The sequence below is a fragment of the Gordonia mangrovi genome, assembly GCF_024734075.1.
Lineage (GTDB): Bacteria > Actinomycetota > Actinomycetes > Mycobacteriales > Mycobacteriaceae > Gordonia > Gordonia mangrovi.
Window position 1 is genome coordinate 2,642,576 of the sequence record NZ_CP102850.1, and the last position, 15,429, is coordinate 2,658,004.

At 66.6% G+C, this 15,429-nt stretch carries 16 protein-coding genes; 12 read left to right on the forward strand and 4 right to left on the reverse strand.

The genetic code is table 11. From position 1 onward, the window contains the following. Positions 1 to 18 precede the first annotated feature (18 nt). On the reverse strand, positions 19 to 495 hold the full coding sequence (locus tag NWF22_RS11990; protein ID WP_160901908.1) for a MarR family winged helix-turn-helix transcriptional regulator: 477 nt from the start codon (positions 493 to 495) through the stop codon (positions 19 to 21). Between the two features lie 40 nt (positions 496 to 535). Between NWF22_RS11990 and NWF22_RS11995 the strand changes: the two genes are divergently transcribed. Next, the gene (locus tag NWF22_RS11995) at positions 536 to 973 is read left to right on the forward strand and encodes a hypothetical protein (protein ID WP_160901909.1); all 438 of its coding nucleotides are present in this window, start codon (positions 536 to 538) and stop codon (positions 971 to 973) included. A gap of 101 nt (positions 974 to 1,074) precedes the next feature. Beyond that, positions 1,075 to 3,093, forward strand: coding sequence for an OPT family oligopeptide transporter (locus tag NWF22_RS12000; protein ID WP_160901910.1), 2,019 nt, complete (start codon positions 1,075 to 1,077; stop codon positions 3,091 to 3,093). Between the two features lie 5 nt (positions 3,094 to 3,098). Here NWF22_RS12000 and NWF22_RS12005 read toward each other — a convergent pair whose 3' ends face one another. Next, positions 3,099 to 4,382, reverse strand: coding sequence for an aspartate aminotransferase family protein (locus NWF22_RS12005; protein ID WP_160901911.1), 1,284 nt, complete (start codon positions 4,380 to 4,382; stop codon positions 3,099 to 3,101). 71 nt (positions 4,383 to 4,453) lie between these two features. Here NWF22_RS12005 and NWF22_RS12010 point away from each other — a divergent pair, with 71 nt between their 5' ends. Continuing rightward, entirely contained in the window at positions 4,454 to 5,230 is a 777-nt protein-coding gene (locus NWF22_RS12010) for a crotonase/enoyl-CoA hydratase family protein (RefSeq protein ID WP_160901912.1), read from the forward strand. Between the two features lie 46 nt (positions 5,231 to 5,276). Further along, complete coding sequence (locus NWF22_RS12015) at positions 5,277 to 5,726, forward strand: nitroreductase family deazaflavin-dependent oxidoreductase (protein WP_160901913.1); 450 nt, start codon at positions 5,277 to 5,279, stop codon at positions 5,724 to 5,726. A gap of 2 nt (positions 5,727 to 5,728) precedes the next feature. On the opposite strand, the gene NWF22_RS12020 is transcribed toward NWF22_RS12015, so the two are convergent. Continuing rightward, the gene (locus NWF22_RS12020) at positions 5,729 to 6,586 is read right to left on the reverse strand and encodes a ribokinase (protein ID WP_160901914.1); all 858 of its coding nucleotides are present in this window, start codon (positions 6,584 to 6,586) and stop codon (positions 5,729 to 5,731) included. A 193-nt stretch (positions 6,587 to 6,779) separates the two neighbouring features. On the opposite strand from NWF22_RS12020, the gene NWF22_RS12025 reads away from it, so the two are divergent. From NWF22_RS12025 to NWF22_RS12055, 7 genes are all read left to right on the forward strand, one after another. Next, the gene (locus NWF22_RS12025; protein WP_160902186.1) at positions 6,780 to 7,169 is read left to right on the forward strand and encodes a cupin domain-containing protein; all 390 of its coding nucleotides are present in this window, start codon (positions 6,780 to 6,782) and stop codon (positions 7,167 to 7,169) included. A 6-nt stretch (positions 7,170 to 7,175) separates the two neighbouring features. Next, positions 7,176 to 7,739 carry a dimethylamine monooxygenase subunit DmmA family protein gene (locus NWF22_RS12030; RefSeq protein WP_160901915.1) on the forward strand — a complete coding sequence of 188 codons (564 nt, stop codon included), beginning with the start codon at positions 7,176 to 7,178 and terminating at the stop codon, positions 7,737 to 7,739. Beyond that, positions 7,736 to 8,725 carry a PDR/VanB family oxidoreductase gene (locus NWF22_RS12035; RefSeq protein ID WP_202398584.1) on the forward strand — a complete coding sequence of 330 codons (990 nt, stop codon included), beginning with the start codon at positions 7,736 to 7,738 and terminating at the stop codon, positions 8,723 to 8,725. The genes NWF22_RS12030 and NWF22_RS12035 overlap by 4 nt, the downstream gene beginning before the upstream one ends. Beyond that, the gene (locus tag NWF22_RS12040; protein WP_258321401.1) at positions 8,722 to 10,284 is read left to right on the forward strand and encodes a heme-dependent oxidative N-demethylase family protein; all 1,563 of its coding nucleotides are present in this window, start codon (positions 8,722 to 8,724) and stop codon (positions 10,282 to 10,284) included. Before NWF22_RS12035 ends, NWF22_RS12040 begins: the two co-directional genes overlap by 4 nt. Positions 10,285 to 10,346: 62 nt before the next feature. After that, a complete protein-coding gene (locus NWF22_RS12045; protein WP_233751109.1) occupies positions 10,347 to 11,270 on the forward strand; it encodes a PDR/VanB family oxidoreductase in 924 nt (307 codons plus the stop codon). A gap of 35 nt (positions 11,271 to 11,305) precedes the next feature. Then, on the forward strand, positions 11,306 to 12,289 hold the full coding sequence (locus NWF22_RS12050) for a heme-dependent oxidative N-demethylase family protein (RefSeq protein ID WP_160902188.1): 984 nt from the start codon (positions 11,306 to 11,308) through the stop codon (positions 12,287 to 12,289). A gap of 32 nt (positions 12,290 to 12,321) precedes the next feature. Beyond that, a complete protein-coding gene (locus NWF22_RS12055) occupies positions 12,322 to 13,671 on the forward strand; it encodes an ammonium transporter (RefSeq protein ID WP_160901918.1) in 1,350 nt (449 codons plus the stop codon). A 39-nt stretch (positions 13,672 to 13,710) separates the two neighbouring features. On the opposite strand, the gene NWF22_RS12060 is transcribed toward NWF22_RS12055, so the two are convergent. Next, positions 13,711 to 14,304, reverse strand: coding sequence for a TetR/AcrR family transcriptional regulator (locus NWF22_RS12060; RefSeq protein ID WP_160901919.1), 594 nt, complete (start codon positions 14,302 to 14,304; stop codon positions 13,711 to 13,713). 82 nt (positions 14,305 to 14,386) lie between these two features. Here NWF22_RS12060 and NWF22_RS12065 point away from each other — a divergent pair, with 82 nt between their 5' ends. Further along, on the forward strand, positions 14,387 to 15,418 hold the full coding sequence (locus NWF22_RS12065; protein WP_202398466.1) for an ABC transporter permease: 1,032 nt from the start codon (positions 14,387 to 14,389) through the stop codon (positions 15,416 to 15,418). Positions 15,419 to 15,429: the final 11 nt, after the last annotated feature.

Sequence of the window (15,429 nt, forward strand, 5' to 3'; positions counted from 1 at the left end):
CACGCCGATAATCGCAACTTACAACTGACTGGAGGTGCTCCCCGCCTCGGATTCCGGCGGGACGTCAGAGGTGTCGTCGCCGAGCCGGTGCAGCAAGTCGGCGAGGCGTCGGACGTCATCGGGATCCCACCGGGACAGACGCTCACGCCACACCGCGGCCGCCGTGGTGGCCACCGCGTCGAGGCGCTCGCGTCCCTCATCGGTCAGCGCGACCAGGCGTGCCCGCGCATCGTCGGGGTCGGCATGTCGCTCGACGAGGTCCAGCCGAACCACCGAGTCGATCTGGCGGGTCAGCGTCGACTTCTCCAGACCGAGGTCGGCGAGCAGGTCCGACATCCGGATGGCGTCGTGGCGCGAGAGCAGCACCAGCAACGGATAGCAGGTCGGATCGAGCCGCGGGTGGATGGCGCGGGCGCGCGCACGCATCTGGATGCGGCCGCGGCGCCAGATGTCGGCGATCTCGGCTTCCAGGTCGGTGATCGGATCCGATCCCATCGGCGGTATTGTTCCTTCCCCGCGAGTTGTGATCGGTGTCGTGGGCGAAACCCCGACCGATCACAGACTACCGACCGAGCATCCGGGGGTCATCGTCTGCGAGGTCTGGACGCACAAGTGCGGCATCCCGGTGGAGCAGGCGCGCGCGAACGAACGCGGCATCGCCCGCCCAGGCCGCCGAGATCGGTCTGCCCTACTCGGCGACCGCGAGCGGTTCGTCGCGATGGCGGTGTCCGCGGGCTTCGACGAGCCGGAGGTGCCATCCAAAACCTTCGCGCGCGCATTGCAACTGGCCTGGGGCGAGCGGACCGTCACAATCGTCGGCGATCAGGACGCCGCCGCATGCGGACCGGACGGCTGCGCAGTCCCACCACCGCTGACTGAACCGCAGGACGCATCGAAACCCGCTGCGGCGGACGCTTGCCCCCAAACCCGGCAAATCAGACGCGTGCCGAGCCACGTGCGGAAACGAGCCTGAACGAATCCCTGCGGATGTGACGCGACGCTCCTAGAGTTAGCGGAGTCCACCGACTCATCGGGAGTCACCAGCCGAAACCGGCCGGGTAAGGGGTCGCTGTCATGTCCACATCAGGCTCCACCGTGAAGGGTTCGTCGTCGGCGAGCCTGCGTGAACTCACCATCCGGGGCATCATCCTCGGCGGTCTCATCACGCTGGTGTTCACCGCGGCCAACGTCTATCTCGGACTCAAGGTCGGGCTCACGTTCGCCACCGCCATTCCCGCAGCGGTGATCTCGATGAGCATCCTGCGATACTTCGCCGACCACTCCGTGGTCGAGAACAACATCGTGCAGACCATCGCCTCGGCGGCCGGCACCCTCTCGGCGATCATCTTCGTGCTTCCGGGTCTGATCATGATCGGGTGGTGGACCGGGTTTCCGTACTGGACGACGGTCGCGGTGTGTCTGATCGGCGGCATCCTCGGCGTGATGTATTCGATCCCGTTGCGCCGCGCGCTCGTCACCGGTTCCGACCTGCCCTATCCGGAAGGTGCTGCCGCCGCCGAGGTGCTCAAGGTCGGCGACACCGCGCAGGGCGCCGAGGAGAATCGCCGTGGTCTGCGGGTGATCGTGGTCGGCGGTGTGGTGTCCGCTGCTTTCTCGATCCTCACCCAGACCAAGCTGATCGCCGGCACCATCTCGGGATATGTGCGGATCGGTCAGGGCGGCACCACATTCGGTGCGGGATTGCTGTTCTCCCTGATCGGTGTCGGTCACCTCGTCGGCATCACCGTCGGTATCTCGATGTTGATCGGGCTGTTCATCTCCTACGGTGTGCTGCTGCCGATCCGGACGTGGGGCGACCTGCCGGCATCCGGGTCGATCGCCGACGTCGTGGACAACGCCTTCACCAACGATGTGCGGTTCATCGGCGCCGGTGCGATCGCGATAGCCGCGGTCTGGACGCTGATCAAGATCATCGGACCCATCGTGCGCGGTATCAAGGCCGCGTTGGTCTCCACCCGGGCCCGCCGCGCCGGGTCGTCGGTGGATCTCACCGAGCAGGACATCCCGATCACCATCGTGTCCGGTGTGGTGCTGGCCTCGCTGATCCCGATCGGGTTCATGCTGTGGGACTTCGCCGCCCACACAGTGTTACACGGCAGTGCGGTCGGCATCATCACCGCAAGCATCATCTTCGTATTCCTCATCGGCCTGATCGTCGCGTCGGTCTGCGGGTACATGGCCGGTCTGATCGGTTCGTCGAACAGCCCGATCTCCGGCGTCGGCATCGTGGTGGTGCTGGTCGCGGCCGTCGTCATCAAGATCACCTTCGGCAGCGCCAACGACAAACAGTCGGCGGCGTTGGTCGCCTACACGCTGTTCACCGCCGCCATCGTGTTCGGTGTCGCCACCATCTCCAACGACAATCTGCAGGATCTCAAGACCGGTCAGCTGGTCGGTGCGACACCGTGGAAACAGCAGGTGGCGTTGGTCATCGGCGTGATCTTCGGGTCATTGGTGATCCCGCCGGTGCTCCAGCTGATGCAGACCGCGTTCGGGTTCGTCGGTGCCCCGGGCGCCGGCGACGACGCACTGCCCGCTCCGCAGGCCGGGTTGATCTCGTCACTGGCAGAAGGCGTGTTCGGCGGCGACCTCGACTGGGCGCTGATCGGACTCGGCGTCCTCATCGGCGCGGTGGTGATCGTGGTCGACGAGGTGTTGACCCGCACCGGGAGCAGATTCAGCGTGCCGCCGCTGGCCGTCGGCATGGGGATGTACCTGCCGATGTCGGTGACGTTGATCATTCCGTTTGGCGCATTCATCGGCCGCGCCTACAACAAATGGGCCGAAGGCACCGGCAGCGATGTGGAGCGCAAGAAGCGGATGGGTGTGCTACTCGCGACCGGCCTCATCGTCGGGGAGAGCCTGTGGAACGTGGTGTTCGCCGCGATTGTCGCGTCGACCGGCGACGACACCATCCTCGCGCTGCCGTTCATCGGTGACGGGTGGGAGACCGGGTCGGAGATCCTCGGGGTGGTCGCATTCGTGGCCGTGATCGCCTGGCTGTATCGCTGGACCCGGCAGTGGGCGTCCAAGGAGACGCCGGGAACCGATTCGGCGAAGGCCTCGTCGTAGGTTCGTCAGGCGACGCACTCTCCGATGGCCTGATCGAGCATCTCGAGCCCGGACCGCAACTCGTCGTCGGTGGCGGTCAGTGGTGGTGCGATCCGGAAGATGCCACCCATACCGGGCAGCTGGACCACATTCATGTGCAACCCGAGCTCATAGCACCGTCGGGTCACCGCTGCACCGAGTTCGTCTGCGCCGGTCTTGGTGTCGCGATCGGTGGCCAGCTCGATGCCCTGCATCAGTCCGCGGCCGCGGACGTCGCCGACCACGTCGTGGCGACCGGCGATCGACCGGAGGCCGGCATCCAGTAGCTCACCGGCGGTGCGAGCGCGTTCATCGAGTTCGTCGCGGATCAGGACGTCGAGCACCGTGTTGCCGACGGCGGCCACGAGCGGATCGGAGACGTGGGTGGTGAAGAACAAGAACCCACGTTCGTGAGCCGTGGCCTCGATCGCCGCGGACGTGATCGTCGCCGCGAGAGGCAATCCGGCGCCCAGGGTCTTCGACAAGGTCAGAATGTCCGGTACGACACCGTCGCGTTGGAATGCATACCACTCGCCGGTCCGGCACAGGCCGGTCTGTGCCTCGTCGACGATGAGCAGCATGTCGCGCTGCTCGCATTTGTCCTTCAGCGCGCGCAGATATCCGGGCGGCAGGTCGATGACCCCACCGGAGGACAGGATCGGTTCGACGATGCACGCCGCCAACGATCCGACCGATTGTGCGTCGATCATCTCGAAACCGAAGTCCAACTGGCGCTGCCAGTCCAGCGAACCGTCGGTATGGGTGAAGTCGGGGCGATAGGCATTGGGTGTCGGCAGCGCGAGATTGCCCGCCGCGACGGGGCCGTATCCCCGACGGCCGGAGCTGTAGGTGGCGGCCGCGGCGGCGTGGGTCATGCCGTGCCAGGAACGGGTGAAGGACACGATCTCGTGTTTGCCGGTCACCAGTTTCGCCATCCGGACCGCCGCCTCGTTCGATTCGGCGCCGGTGGTCAGTAGCAGCGCCTTGTCCAGCGGTTCCGGGAGCGACTCGGCGAGCCGGCGAGTCAGGTCGACCACGGGCTGCGACAGCATCCCGCTGAAGAGGTGGTCGAGCGTGGCGACCTGGCGCTGCACTGTGGCCACCACCTCGGGGTGGGAGTGACCGAGGATTGCCGACATCTGTCCGGAGGTGAAGTCGAGCAGGCGTCTGCCGGACTCGGTGTACAGATGGGAGCCCTCGGCTCGCGCAATCAGATCGGGAGCGAACGTGCCGCCGTACCGGATGAGGTGGCGGGTGGGGCTGGTCGACATGGCACCCACCGTACGGTCGGCCGGGTCGTAAGGTGCTCAGAAGACCCTTCAACGCAGAGAGGCCCGGACGCGTGAGCGAACCCCTTCAGATCGAGATCACCGACGGCGTTGCCGTGTGGACCATCAATCTGCCGCAGGTCGGCAACGCGATCACCGACAAGAACATGATCGCCGCGTTCGAACGAGCCGTGGACGAGGCGAATGCGGACCCGGCGGTGCGCGTGGTGATCCTCACCGGCGCGGGCCACATCTTCTCGGCCGGCGGCAACGTGCGGGAGATGGCCGACGAGCAGGGATTGTTCGGGCTCGACCCGGTGGATCAGCGACACGGCTACGCCGATGGAATTCAACGTATCCCGCGTGCACTGAACCGGTGCGAGGTGCCCGTGATCGGCGCGATCAACGGTGCCGCGGTGGGTGCGGGCTGCGATCTCGCGATGATGTGTGACATGCGGGTGGCGGCCGAATCCGCCTTCTTCGCCGAGAGCTTCGTCCAGCTGGGACTCATTCCCGGCGACGGCGGCTCCTGGTTCTTGCAGCGAGCCATCGGCTACGAACGGGCCGCGGAGATGAGCTTCACCGGCGACCGGGTAGACGCCGCGACCGCGTTGGAGTGGGGTCTGGTGGGCCGGGTCGTCGCCGACGACGCGCTGCTAGACGAGGCCACCGCGCTGGCCCGGCGCATCGCCAAGAACCCGCCGCACGCACTGCGGATGGCCAAGCGGTTGCTCACCGAATCACGGACGGGGTCGCTGGACTCGACGCTCAACCTCGCCGCCGCGATGCAGCCCCTGGCGCATCAGACGACCGAGCACAAGGATCGGGTCGCACGCTGGGCCAAACGCTGAGCGCGGACCCTTTCGTTCGTCGCCGTTCCGGGGTGACAATCGGGTCATGGGTGAGGTCAAGAAGTTCCGGATGACCCGACTACGCCAGATCGGTGAGAAGGTGATGCGCCGTCCGGTCGGTTGGGGACTGGTTCCGCACACGTATCTGCTCACCACCAGAGGCCGAAGAACCGGCCGGCAGCACACCCACCCGGTGACGCTTGTCGAGCAGGACGGGCGACGCTGGCTGGTGGCGCCCTACGGTCCGGTCGGTTGGGTCCACAACGCCCGTGCGGCGGGCACGGTACGGCTGCGCCGCCGCAGCGAGGATTCACGGCTGGCGGTGCGCGAGGTCGACGTCGACGAGGCAGCCCCGGTGTTGAAGCAGTATCTGCAGATCACCGGTCCGCCGCGGGCGTACTTCGCGGCGAGCCCGGATTCGCCCGTGGCGGAGTTCCGCGCCGAGGCCGAGCGCCATCCGGTGTTCGAGTTGGTCGCGCCACCCGGGCCGAATTAGCGTCATATCTCCCGCGGACGCGCGACGTATTCGGTGGCGGCCGCCGCGGCCAACTCGGTGGCGGCTCCCAGCTCGACGTCGCGCGTCAGATGGGCCGCGAGGACCCCGGCGAACATGTCGCCGGCGCCGGTGGTGTCGACCACGCGCACTTGCTCCACGTCGATCCGACGTACTGTGTCGCCCTCGGCCACGACGGCCCCCTCGGCCCCGAGCGTGATCACCGCGGACCCGGCCACCGCCAGCAGCGAACGCGCCAGCGCGTCGGGGTCGTCGGTGTCCGCCGGTGCGTAGAACCGCGCCTCGTGCTCGTTGACGACCAGAGGATCTGCAGCGGCGAGAACGTATGTCGGCAGATCGGTGACCGGGCTCGGGTTGAGTAGAAGCCGTCGGGCATGTCCTGAGCACCAGGCCGTGACCGCCTCGGTGATCTCCGGCGGTGATTCGAGCTGAGTGAGAACGACTTTCGGTGAGACGGCGTCGAGCGCTGGTCGCACCTGTGTCGGTCTCAGCAACCGGTTGGCCCCCGGTGACACGATGATCCGATTGTCGCCGGCGTCATCTACCTCGATGAAGGCCCTCCCGCTGGCACCGTCGGCACGGAATACATGCGTCACATCGACCCCGCCGGCGCGCTGCCCGGCCAGCAGACGCTCACCCTCCTCGTCGCGGCCGACCGCCCCGATCAGCGCGGTCGGCGCGAGACCGGCGGCTGCGAGCGCCTGATTGGCCCCTTTGCCGCCGAGTCGCTGCGACACCGACCTCCCCAAGACCGTTTCGCCGACGTCGGGCATGCGGGTGACCCGGATGATCAGGTCGACGTTGAGCGTGCCGACCACCGCGACGTCGACGGGCGAGTTCATAGGGTCGAGTATCCACACCTCCGGATGGGAAGACGACCAAAAGCAAGTCCACTTGCAGTGGACTACGTTTTACATCAATAAACCACGGTGTCACCGAGACGTAACACGCGGTGGGTTTCATGAGATCGAACAAAGTCTACTGATGTTAGCCATTGCATCGGTGGCACACAGCATCGATCCGAAGGGAACCGACATGACCGTCGAGAACACCGAGACCGCAGCGGCACCGTTTCTGGTGACGAGTGGGGCCTGGGAGAACCTGCCCAAGATGCCGGAGTCGGAGTACCCGGGCACCGAGGGTTTCATCGGTGACGTCTACGAGAACCCGCAGGGCAGCGAGATGTGCTCGGGCTACTTCGAGCTCCGGCACACCGACGAGCGGCTTTACTACGAATACGAGTACGACGAGATGAAGGTCGTGCTCGAAGGCGAGTTCCTGCTGGAGAACACGGAGACCGGCCAGACCCAGGTCGCGAAGGCCAAGGACGCCATCTTCTTCCCCAAGGGCTCCAAGATCTACTTCAGCACCCCGAGCTATGCGCTCGCCTTCTACGCCGGTCACCGCAACGCCGAACTCCTCTGAGGGCTCATGTCGCAGATCACCTACTCCAGCATCCCGATCTGGGCCCGACCTGCGGCACCTGTCGATGAGGCGCTGCCCGAGATCTCGGGCAGCGCGTACATCGTCGTCGGTGTCGGGGAGGCCGCCGAGGAGCGGGTGTACCAGGTGGCCAACGGGCTGCCGGAGAACGTCACCCGCCTCCCGCTCACTTTCGACGACGTCGAGCACGCGGCGAGTGCACTGCGCGGCGAGCTGGCCCACGCACGGGTCGGAGTACGGGTGGTGATCATCGCCCCGCGCGGCGCGGCCCTCGCGCTGCGCGGGGTCGCCACCACCGCCGGACTCATGGACGACGAGATCTACGTGACCGTAGCGGGTGTCGACGCCATCGAGGTGTTCTGTTCACACTGCGAAGCCATCACTCATACCGAGCTCGGGGTCGACGACATCGTCGACTGCGTCGGATGCGGCCGCCACCTGCTCATCTACCATCACGTCTCACGACGGTCCGGGCGCTATCTCGGCTTCATGGTCGATGCCGAAACGGCCAGCGCTGCACAAGAGTCCACAACAGAAGGATCGTCATCGTGACTGTCGCAATCTCCGGCGCAACGCCCGGCGTGACGCGCGCGGAATCCACGACGCTACGACTCGTCGTCACCGCGATCGGCGACGCCGCACCGGGCATCCGCAACTTCACCTTCGCAGCCCCGGACGGCGCCGAGTTGCCCGGTTTCGTCGCCGGCAGCCACGTGGTCATCGCCGCGGGTGACCGGTCCAACGCGTACAGCCTCACCGGCGACGGCGTCGCGCCCAGAAGTTACTCGATCTCGGTGCTGCGCCTCGACGACGGATTCGGTGGGTCGCGCTGGATGCATGAGATGCTCGCCGAAGGCGATGTCGTCGACGTCGAGATCCCGCGTAGTGCATTCGCTCCCGAGGCGCGCGCCACCAAGCATCTACTCATCGCCGGTGGGATCGGGATCACCCCCATCCTGTCGCATCTGCGCGCCGCACGGCGATGGGGCCGGGATGTGCAGGTGCTCTATTCATTTCGTGCGGGTCGGGCCGCCCACGTCGACGACATCGTCGACCTCGCCGGCGCCCGTGCGGAACTGTTCACCGATCAGCCGGCATTCGTCGACCGTCTCGGCGAGACCCTGATCGATCAGCCGATCGGTACCCATCTCTACGTGTGCGGACCTGCGGGGATGATCGACCACGTCGTCGACACCGCCGCCGCGCTCGGCTGGCCGCTGTCACGCATCCACTTCGAACGGTTCGGCACCGACGCGCTCGACGCCGGCGACCCGTTCACGGTGCGGCTGACCGAAACCGATACGACACTCGACGTCCCTTCTGGGACATCGGTCCTCGAAGCGCTGGAGTCGGCCGGGTACGCCATCCCCAACCGGTGCCGGCAGGGCGTCTGCGGCGAATGCCGGCTGCCGTTGGCGGCCGGCGCCGCGGTGCACCGAGATCTGTATCTGACCGACGAGGAGAAAGGCGCAGGAGATGCGTTCATGCCGTGCGTCTCCCGTGCCGCCGAAGGCGCCACCCTGGAGGTACCGCTGTGACCACCGCTCTGCCCGATTCATCCGTCCCGGATTCGACTCTCGATCCCGCGCTGGTGACCGGATTCCCGTTCCCGTTCGTCGAGGACCGCTACCGCTACAGCACCAACGTCGAACCCGCCGATCACACCGTGTCGACCGCGGCCGGCCAATGGGGTGATGTCGTGATCGATGTCGACTCCGAGTACCAGACCGAGATCGATAAACGCACAGAGGTTCTCGCCGCCGATCCGTCGCGAGCGGCCCTGCTGCCGCACATGCGTCCCGCCGCCTGGGACGCGATGCTCACCATCATGCGGGAACTGGCGACCGCCTATCCGGACAAGTTCGCCTTACGCGCCGACGGCGACCAATGGGAGTGGCGCAACAGCAAACTCGGGATCGCCGACACGTTCGTGTACGGCGATGACACCACGCTGCCCAGCGGCCCGCTGAGCTACATCTGCGGTCAGATCCAGGAAGACGTAGTCCTGCTCGACCAACGCGACGGCCAGCTCTTCGCCGACGCCGGGGTGGTCACCTTTGCCGCGGACTGGAGCTTCGGCTTCGACGTCGGGATGAGCTTCCTGGAGATCCACGGCCCGGTGCCGCGGGTGCGGAAGGAGGGGGTGATCACCCGGGCGCATGAGTTCATCAAACGCCTTCAGCCACATCGGCCCTACCGGCGCACCAACTGGACCATGACCATCGGCCGCCGCCTCGACGTCTCCACCGAGCGTTACCCGGAGTGGGGTCCGGACCGGGAGCTGATCCGACACGTCGACGACGAGACCTTCGGACGTCTCGTCCACCTGCGGGTCGAGGTGCAGCATCTGATCCGCCTGCCGGACTCCGGTGCGGTCATGTTTCTCATCCGCACCTACATGCTGCCGCTGGATGCTCTCGCGACCGTCGAACCCTGGCGACTGCGTACCGCCGAGGTCGTCGACGAACTGCCCGACGACATGGCTGATTACAAGGGCATCATCAAATACCGTGCCCGGGTGGCGCAATGGTTGCGAGCAGCCGGCACGCCGCCGCCGGACCCCGAGCCGACGCTGGACGAACGACCCGGCGACGGTCTGCCCGCATGGCCGACAGACCCGGATCCGATCGATTCGGCCGCATCGACATTCCTGATCGTCTCCGTCGGGGACGAACCGCGCACCGGCGACGTGGCCGCCCAGTGGGTGAGTGCAGCCGAGGCGATCGGCCGAACCCACCTGCTCGTGCTCGACACGCTGACGCGTGAGGAGGACCTTGCCGCCCTGCGGACGGCGCTGAGCGCGGTGAGTACCGGCGTTCGCATCCACATCGTCGGTGGTCAGTACGACGTGCTGACCGCGCTGGCCATTACGCGTGAATGCGGTGCCGTGGATACCGAGCTCTCGGCCTTCGTCGTGCACACCCGTGACCTGCCCGTGTACTGCGCGCAGTGCCGGAACCTCTTCCGCGGCGAGGGAATACCGGGAGGAACCCTGGACTGCCCCGGATGCGCCCGCACGCTCGAGGTGCATCCGCATCACTCGGCCGCCCTCGGCGGGTTCCTCGCCTCGTCGGCAGAACCGGGAGCACCCGCGTGACCGCCACGGTCGAGCCGGTTGCCGGTCATCTGTATGCCGGCTATTCGACTGGCCCGCGCCAGATGCCGGTGATCGGAGTCCACCGACTGACCGCCGACATCATGCACATTCGCTTGGCACCCGCCGACGGGACGGGTCCTGCTCCCTATCAGCCGGGCAGCCATCTGATCGTCACCGCCGGCGCTCATCGCAACGCCTATTCGCTCGTCGACGACGGCTTCTTGCCCGACAGCTACGGCGTCTCGGTGTTGCGGCGGGGCGCCGGTGGGGGATCGGAATGGTTGCACGACAACGTCTCCGAAGGTGCCGTGCTCGAGGTCGAGGGGCCGAGGTCGATGTTCGCGCCTGTCTGGAACCAGCGCCACATGCTGCTGGTCGCCGGCGGTATCGGGATCACGCCGATCCTGTCGCACCTACGGTCGGCGGTGCGTCGTCGGACATCGGCGGAGGTCATCTACTCCTACCGTGCCGGTGCTGCTGCTCACCTCGACGAGCTACGGGAACTGGCTTCGCATACCGGTATCACCCTGTTCGAAGTGTCGGGAGCGGCGGACACCCGCCGGTTGCTCGCCGACCGGATCCACCGCCAGCCCCTGGGCACGCACGCCTATGCGTGCGGTCCGATCGCTATGCTCGACGCATATGTGGATGCCGCCGCGACTGCGGGATGGCCGCCATCGCGGGTGCATCTGGAGCGTTTCACCGCTCCGGCGCAAGACCCGGGGGAGCCGTTCACGGTCACCGTGGCCTCCAGCGGACGACGCATAGACATCCCGGCCGGTGTGTCGATGCTGCAAGGGCTGCTCGGCAACGGTGTTCGGGTGGCGAATCTCTGCCGCCAAGGCGTGTGCGGCGAGTGTCGGGTGCCGGTCCGTTCCGGAGACGTCGAGCACCGTGACTTCGTTCTGACCGACGACGAGCGCGCCGCCGGCGACAGCATGCTGTGCTGCGTCTCGCGCGGCCACGACATCGAGGTGGACCTGTGACGATCACTCCTCACCCCAGCGACACCCCGGCAGCGATGGCGTCGGGTGTCGATCATCTCGCGAATCTGCCCTGGCCGTTTCCCGATGATCTCGAGCAGTTCCGCTATAGCGTGAACGTGGAGCCGGCGCGGGCGCCCCGCGCAACCCGTGGTGGCGAATGGGGCAGGCACATCGTCGATCTCGGGGGTGTCGAGTATCCGATGATCATGGCTGAGCGTCGGCGGATTCTGGATGCCGACCCGCATCGGGTCAAGATCCGGCCCGGCATGGAAACGGCGTGCTGGGATCTGCTGCTGTACTACCTGCGCGATCTGGCGTTGAGTCATCCGTCGGTGATGCATCTGACGGAGCATACGCAGCAGCGATTCCATTGGCGCAATGACCTTCTCGGCACCGACCAGTTCTTCGTTCTCGGCGACGACGCGACGCTTCCGTGCGGCCCGCTGGAGTTCCTCGCCCGCGAAGTGCCCGACGATCTGCTGTTGGTGGTCGAACGCGACGGCCACCTGTACTTCGATGCCGGAGCGGTCACGTTCGCGGCGGCCTGGTCGGTCTCGTTCGACGTCGGCATGGATATGTACGAGATCCATGCCCCGGTGCCTGGTCTGACCCGCCAGGGGATTGTGGCGCGCGCCGAGCAGTTCCTGAGACGACTGCCCTCCGACGAGGTCTACCGCCGCGTGAACTGGACGCTGTCGGCGTCGGATTCGGCGAAGCTCGACGTCAGTCTCGAAGAGTTGCCGGCGTGGGCCGACGACATCGGGCAGATGGTGCGCGAACGCGACTTCGGTCGCGCGCGCCTGCGCATCGAGTTGGAACACTTCATCCGGCTGCCCATGACCGGTGCGGTCACGTTCAACATCCGCACGTTCATGGCCTCACTCGACGAGATCAAGCGGATTCCGGCGTGGGCGCACCAACTCGCGACCGTGATCGAGACCCTGAGCGAACCGATCGCCGCCTACAAGGGCTTTCTGGACTATCGCGATGACGTCGTCGCCTTCCTGCGCGCGAACTAACCCTGTCCGACAGCACCACCAAGGATTCTTGAATGGAACCCATACTCGCCGCGAACGCCGACCTGGCGTGGATGCTCGCGGCCTTCGTCTTCGTCTTGCTGATGTTTCCCGGCCTCGCCCTCTACTACGGGGGCATGGTGGGGGCGCGCAACGTGCTGAACATGATGACCATGGTGATGGTCACCCTCGGCATCACCAGCGTGCTGTACGTGCTCTATGGCTACGGACTGGTGTCGGGTCCGTCGGTCAACGACTGGGGACTCATCGGTAACCCGATGGACTACCTAGGCCTCGGCTCCAACATGTCCGACGACGGGTCCGGCAACACCCAGGTGCTCTACTTCGCCGCCTGGTTCATCCTGTTCGCCGCCATCACCGTCGCCATCGTCGCCAGTGGCGCGGCCGGCCGGATGAAGTTCTCCGCCTGGATGGTTTTCGCGCCGGTCTGGCTGACACTGGTCTACTTCCCGGTGGCACACTGGATCTTCGCCGCTGACAGCGACGGCATCAGCGGTGGTTTCCTGTTGAACGACATCGGTGTCCACGACTACGCCGGCGGCACAGCCGTGCACATGAACTCCGGGGTGGCAGCGCTGGCGCTCGCGCTGGTGCTCGGTGCGCGGCGCAAGCGCATGGAGCGGCCCCACAATGTGCCGATGGCCCTGCTGGGCGGTGGCATTCTCTGGTTCGGCTGGTTCGGGTTCAACGGCAGCTGCGCGCTCGGCGCCAGTTTCCTCACCCAGGTCGTCATTCTCAACACCCTGTTGGCCGGTAGCGCAGGCATTCTCGGCTTCGCGGCGATCGAGCGGTGGCGGGAAGGGCACGTGACGTCACTGGGCGCCATCACCGGTGCCGTCGCCGGCCTCGTGGGTATCACCCCGGCAGCCAACACGATGACCCCGCTCGGCGCGCTCGCGGTGGGTCTGCTCGCTGCCGGTGTGGTGGCCTTCCTGCTCAGCTTCAAGAGTCGGATGAAGGTGGACGACACCCTCGACGCGTTTGCCGTGCACGGCGTCGGCGGCATCGTCGGCACCCTGTGCATCGTGCTCTTCGCGTCCGACTCTGCCCCGGCAGGGGTGGCCGGCATCCTGTTCGGCGGCGACATCGGCATCCTCTGGAAAGAACTGGCCGGCATCGTCATCACCTGCACGTATTCGTTCGTGATGACGTGGCTGATCGCCAAGGGACTGGACAAGGTGATGACGCTACGCGTCGACGAGGAGACCGAGGTGACCGGCCTGGATTCGACCATCCACGCCGAGACCGCCTACGAGATCCCGGCTGCCGGGGTGGGGCACGCGCCGGGTTTGATCGCACGCGTCCCGCCGACGGTCGGTCCTTCGGCTGCCGGGACTGCGGAGCCGGAGCCGGTGTCCACGTGATTCAGGTCGTATAACCGACCATTCAGCGTGGGCTCGCCGTCACGGCGGGCCCACGCTGTCGGGTGCCGAGCTCCATACCCGAAACAACGGCACCACGCAGGTATCGACGATCTCGGCTATACCGTCGTCGTCGAGGGGGCGACGCAACAGTGTCTCGTTCCGCAACAGGTCCATCGGCAGGGCCAGCGCCCGTGTCGGGATCGGGTTGGGGCCGAGTTCGCCTCTCTCGCGGGCATGTTCGGCGATGGGACCGACGAGCTCGGCCGCGCGGCGGAAGATGACCTCCCGCATCGACTCGGCGGTCGCCTCGTCGGCGTCGGAGAGGATACCGAGGATCATGCCCCGCCCGTGGTGGGTGAAGAGCGCGTTGCCGTCGCGCAGCAACTGGGTGAGATCCCCGACGAGCGAGCCGGTGTCGGGGGTATGCAGCGGTGACGAGTCCGCACCGGCCACCGAGGCGAACACCATCGAGGCCTTGGTCGGCCACCGTCGGTACAAGACTGCCTTGCTGGTCTCCGCGGCAGCGGCCACACCTTCGAATGTCAGTCCCGCGTAACCGTGCGTCATCAGCTCGCTCTGCACTGCGGTGTGGATCGCGGCCTCGAGATCGGCGCCGCGGCGTCGTGTCGCCATCACCCTCCTCATAAGAAACGTTGCGTTTCTAATGACCATAGCCTATCGTCATAGGAAACGTACCGTATCTTAAGGACTTGACATGGCAATGCTGTCTCCGGCGGACGGAACCGTCGCTCGCCCGAACCCGCGCACGATCATCGGTATCGTCGTGGGGGTCGCGGCGCTCCTGGCCGCAATGGTCACCGCATTCGCGCTCCCGGCGGCCAACTCCGGCCCGCACGACGTTCCGATCGGCGTGGTCGCTCCCGCGGCGCAGGCCGACGAGTTGAGCCAACAGCTCGACGGTTTCGAGATCACCCGATATGACAGCCCCGACGCCGCGCGCAACGCGATCGACCATCGCGACATCTACGGAGCACTGATCGTCGACGGCCGGGACGTGAACGCCATGGTGGCCTCGGCGGCGAGTCCGGCGGTGGCCACGGCGATCTCGACGGTTGGCACACGCGTGTCGCAGACTGTCGGCGGGTCGTCGCAGACCGTCGACATCCGATCGTTCCCGCCCGACGACCCGAAGGGGGCCGGGCTCGCGGCCGGTGCCCTGCCGCTCGCGCTGGGCGGCTGGATCAGCGCGATGGTCATCATGCTGCTGATCCACACGCCCGGTGCGCGGGTGCTCACCGCGCTCGGGGTCTCGGTGGTCGGTGGGCTCGCGCTGGTGGCTACGCTCACGTATGTGATCGGCACCTTCGACGGCAGCTACTGGGTCACCAGTCTCGCCGCGATGTTGGGGATCGCCGCAACGTGTTTCGCTGTCCTGGGGCTGCGTGAGCTGCTCGGCGGGGCCGGGCTGGGCATCGCTGCGATCCTGCTGATCTTCCTCGGGAACCCGCTGTCGGGGTTGGCAAGTGCACCCGAGATGCTACCGACGCCGTGGGGTCAGATCGGGCAGCTCCTACCGCCGGGGGCCACCGGAACGATGCTGCGCGACGTCGCCTTCTTCAACGGGAACGGAGCGCTGCACTCGATCGGTGTGCTGCTGTGCTGGTTGGTCGGTGGCCTGGCGTTCTACCTCCTCGGTGTCTGGCGTAACCGCAGCTCGAACGAGGTGGACACCGACGAGTTCCATATCGGCCGGCACGCGGCAGATGAGCCGTCCGTGACCAGTTGAGTGGTCGCGGC

Coding starts and splice junctions, on each gene's coding strand:
- NWF22_RS11990 (WP_160901908.1), bottom strand. CDS start 495: ATGGGATCGGATCCGATCACCGACCTGGAAGCCGAGATCGCCGACATC.
- NWF22_RS12000 (WP_160901910.1), top strand. CDS start 1,075: ATGTCCACATCAGGCTCCACCGTGAAGGGTTCGTCGTCGGCGAGCCTG.
- NWF22_RS12005 (WP_160901911.1), bottom strand. CDS start 4,382: ATGTCGACCAGCCCCACCCGCCACCTCATCCGGTACGGCGGCACGTTC.
- NWF22_RS12015 (WP_160901913.1), top strand. CDS start 5,277: ATGGGTGAGGTCAAGAAGTTCCGGATGACCCGACTACGCCAGATCGGT.
- NWF22_RS12020 (WP_160901914.1), bottom strand. CDS start 6,586: ATGAACTCGCCCGTCGACGTCGCGGTGGTCGGCACGCTCAACGTCGAC.
- NWF22_RS12025 (WP_160902186.1), top strand. CDS start 6,780: ATGACCGTCGAGAACACCGAGACCGCAGCGGCACCGTTTCTGGTGACG.
- NWF22_RS12030 (WP_160901915.1), top strand. CDS start 7,176: ATGTCGCAGATCACCTACTCCAGCATCCCGATCTGGGCCCGACCTGCG.
- NWF22_RS12045 (WP_233751109.1), top strand. CDS start 10,347: ATGCCGGTGATCGGAGTCCACCGACTGACCGCCGACATCATGCACATT.
- NWF22_RS12050 (WP_160902188.1), top strand. CDS start 11,306: ATGGCGTCGGGTGTCGATCATCTCGCGAATCTGCCCTGGCCGTTTCCC.
- NWF22_RS12055 (WP_160901918.1), top strand. CDS start 12,322: ATGGAACCCATACTCGCCGCGAACGCCGACCTGGCGTGGATGCTCGCG.
- NWF22_RS12060 (WP_160901919.1), bottom strand. CDS start 14,304: ATGGCGACACGACGCCGCGGCGCCGATCTCGAGGCCGCGATCCACACC.
- NWF22_RS12065 (WP_202398466.1), top strand. CDS start 14,387: ATGGCAATGCTGTCTCCGGCGGACGGAACCGTCGCTCGCCCGAACCCG.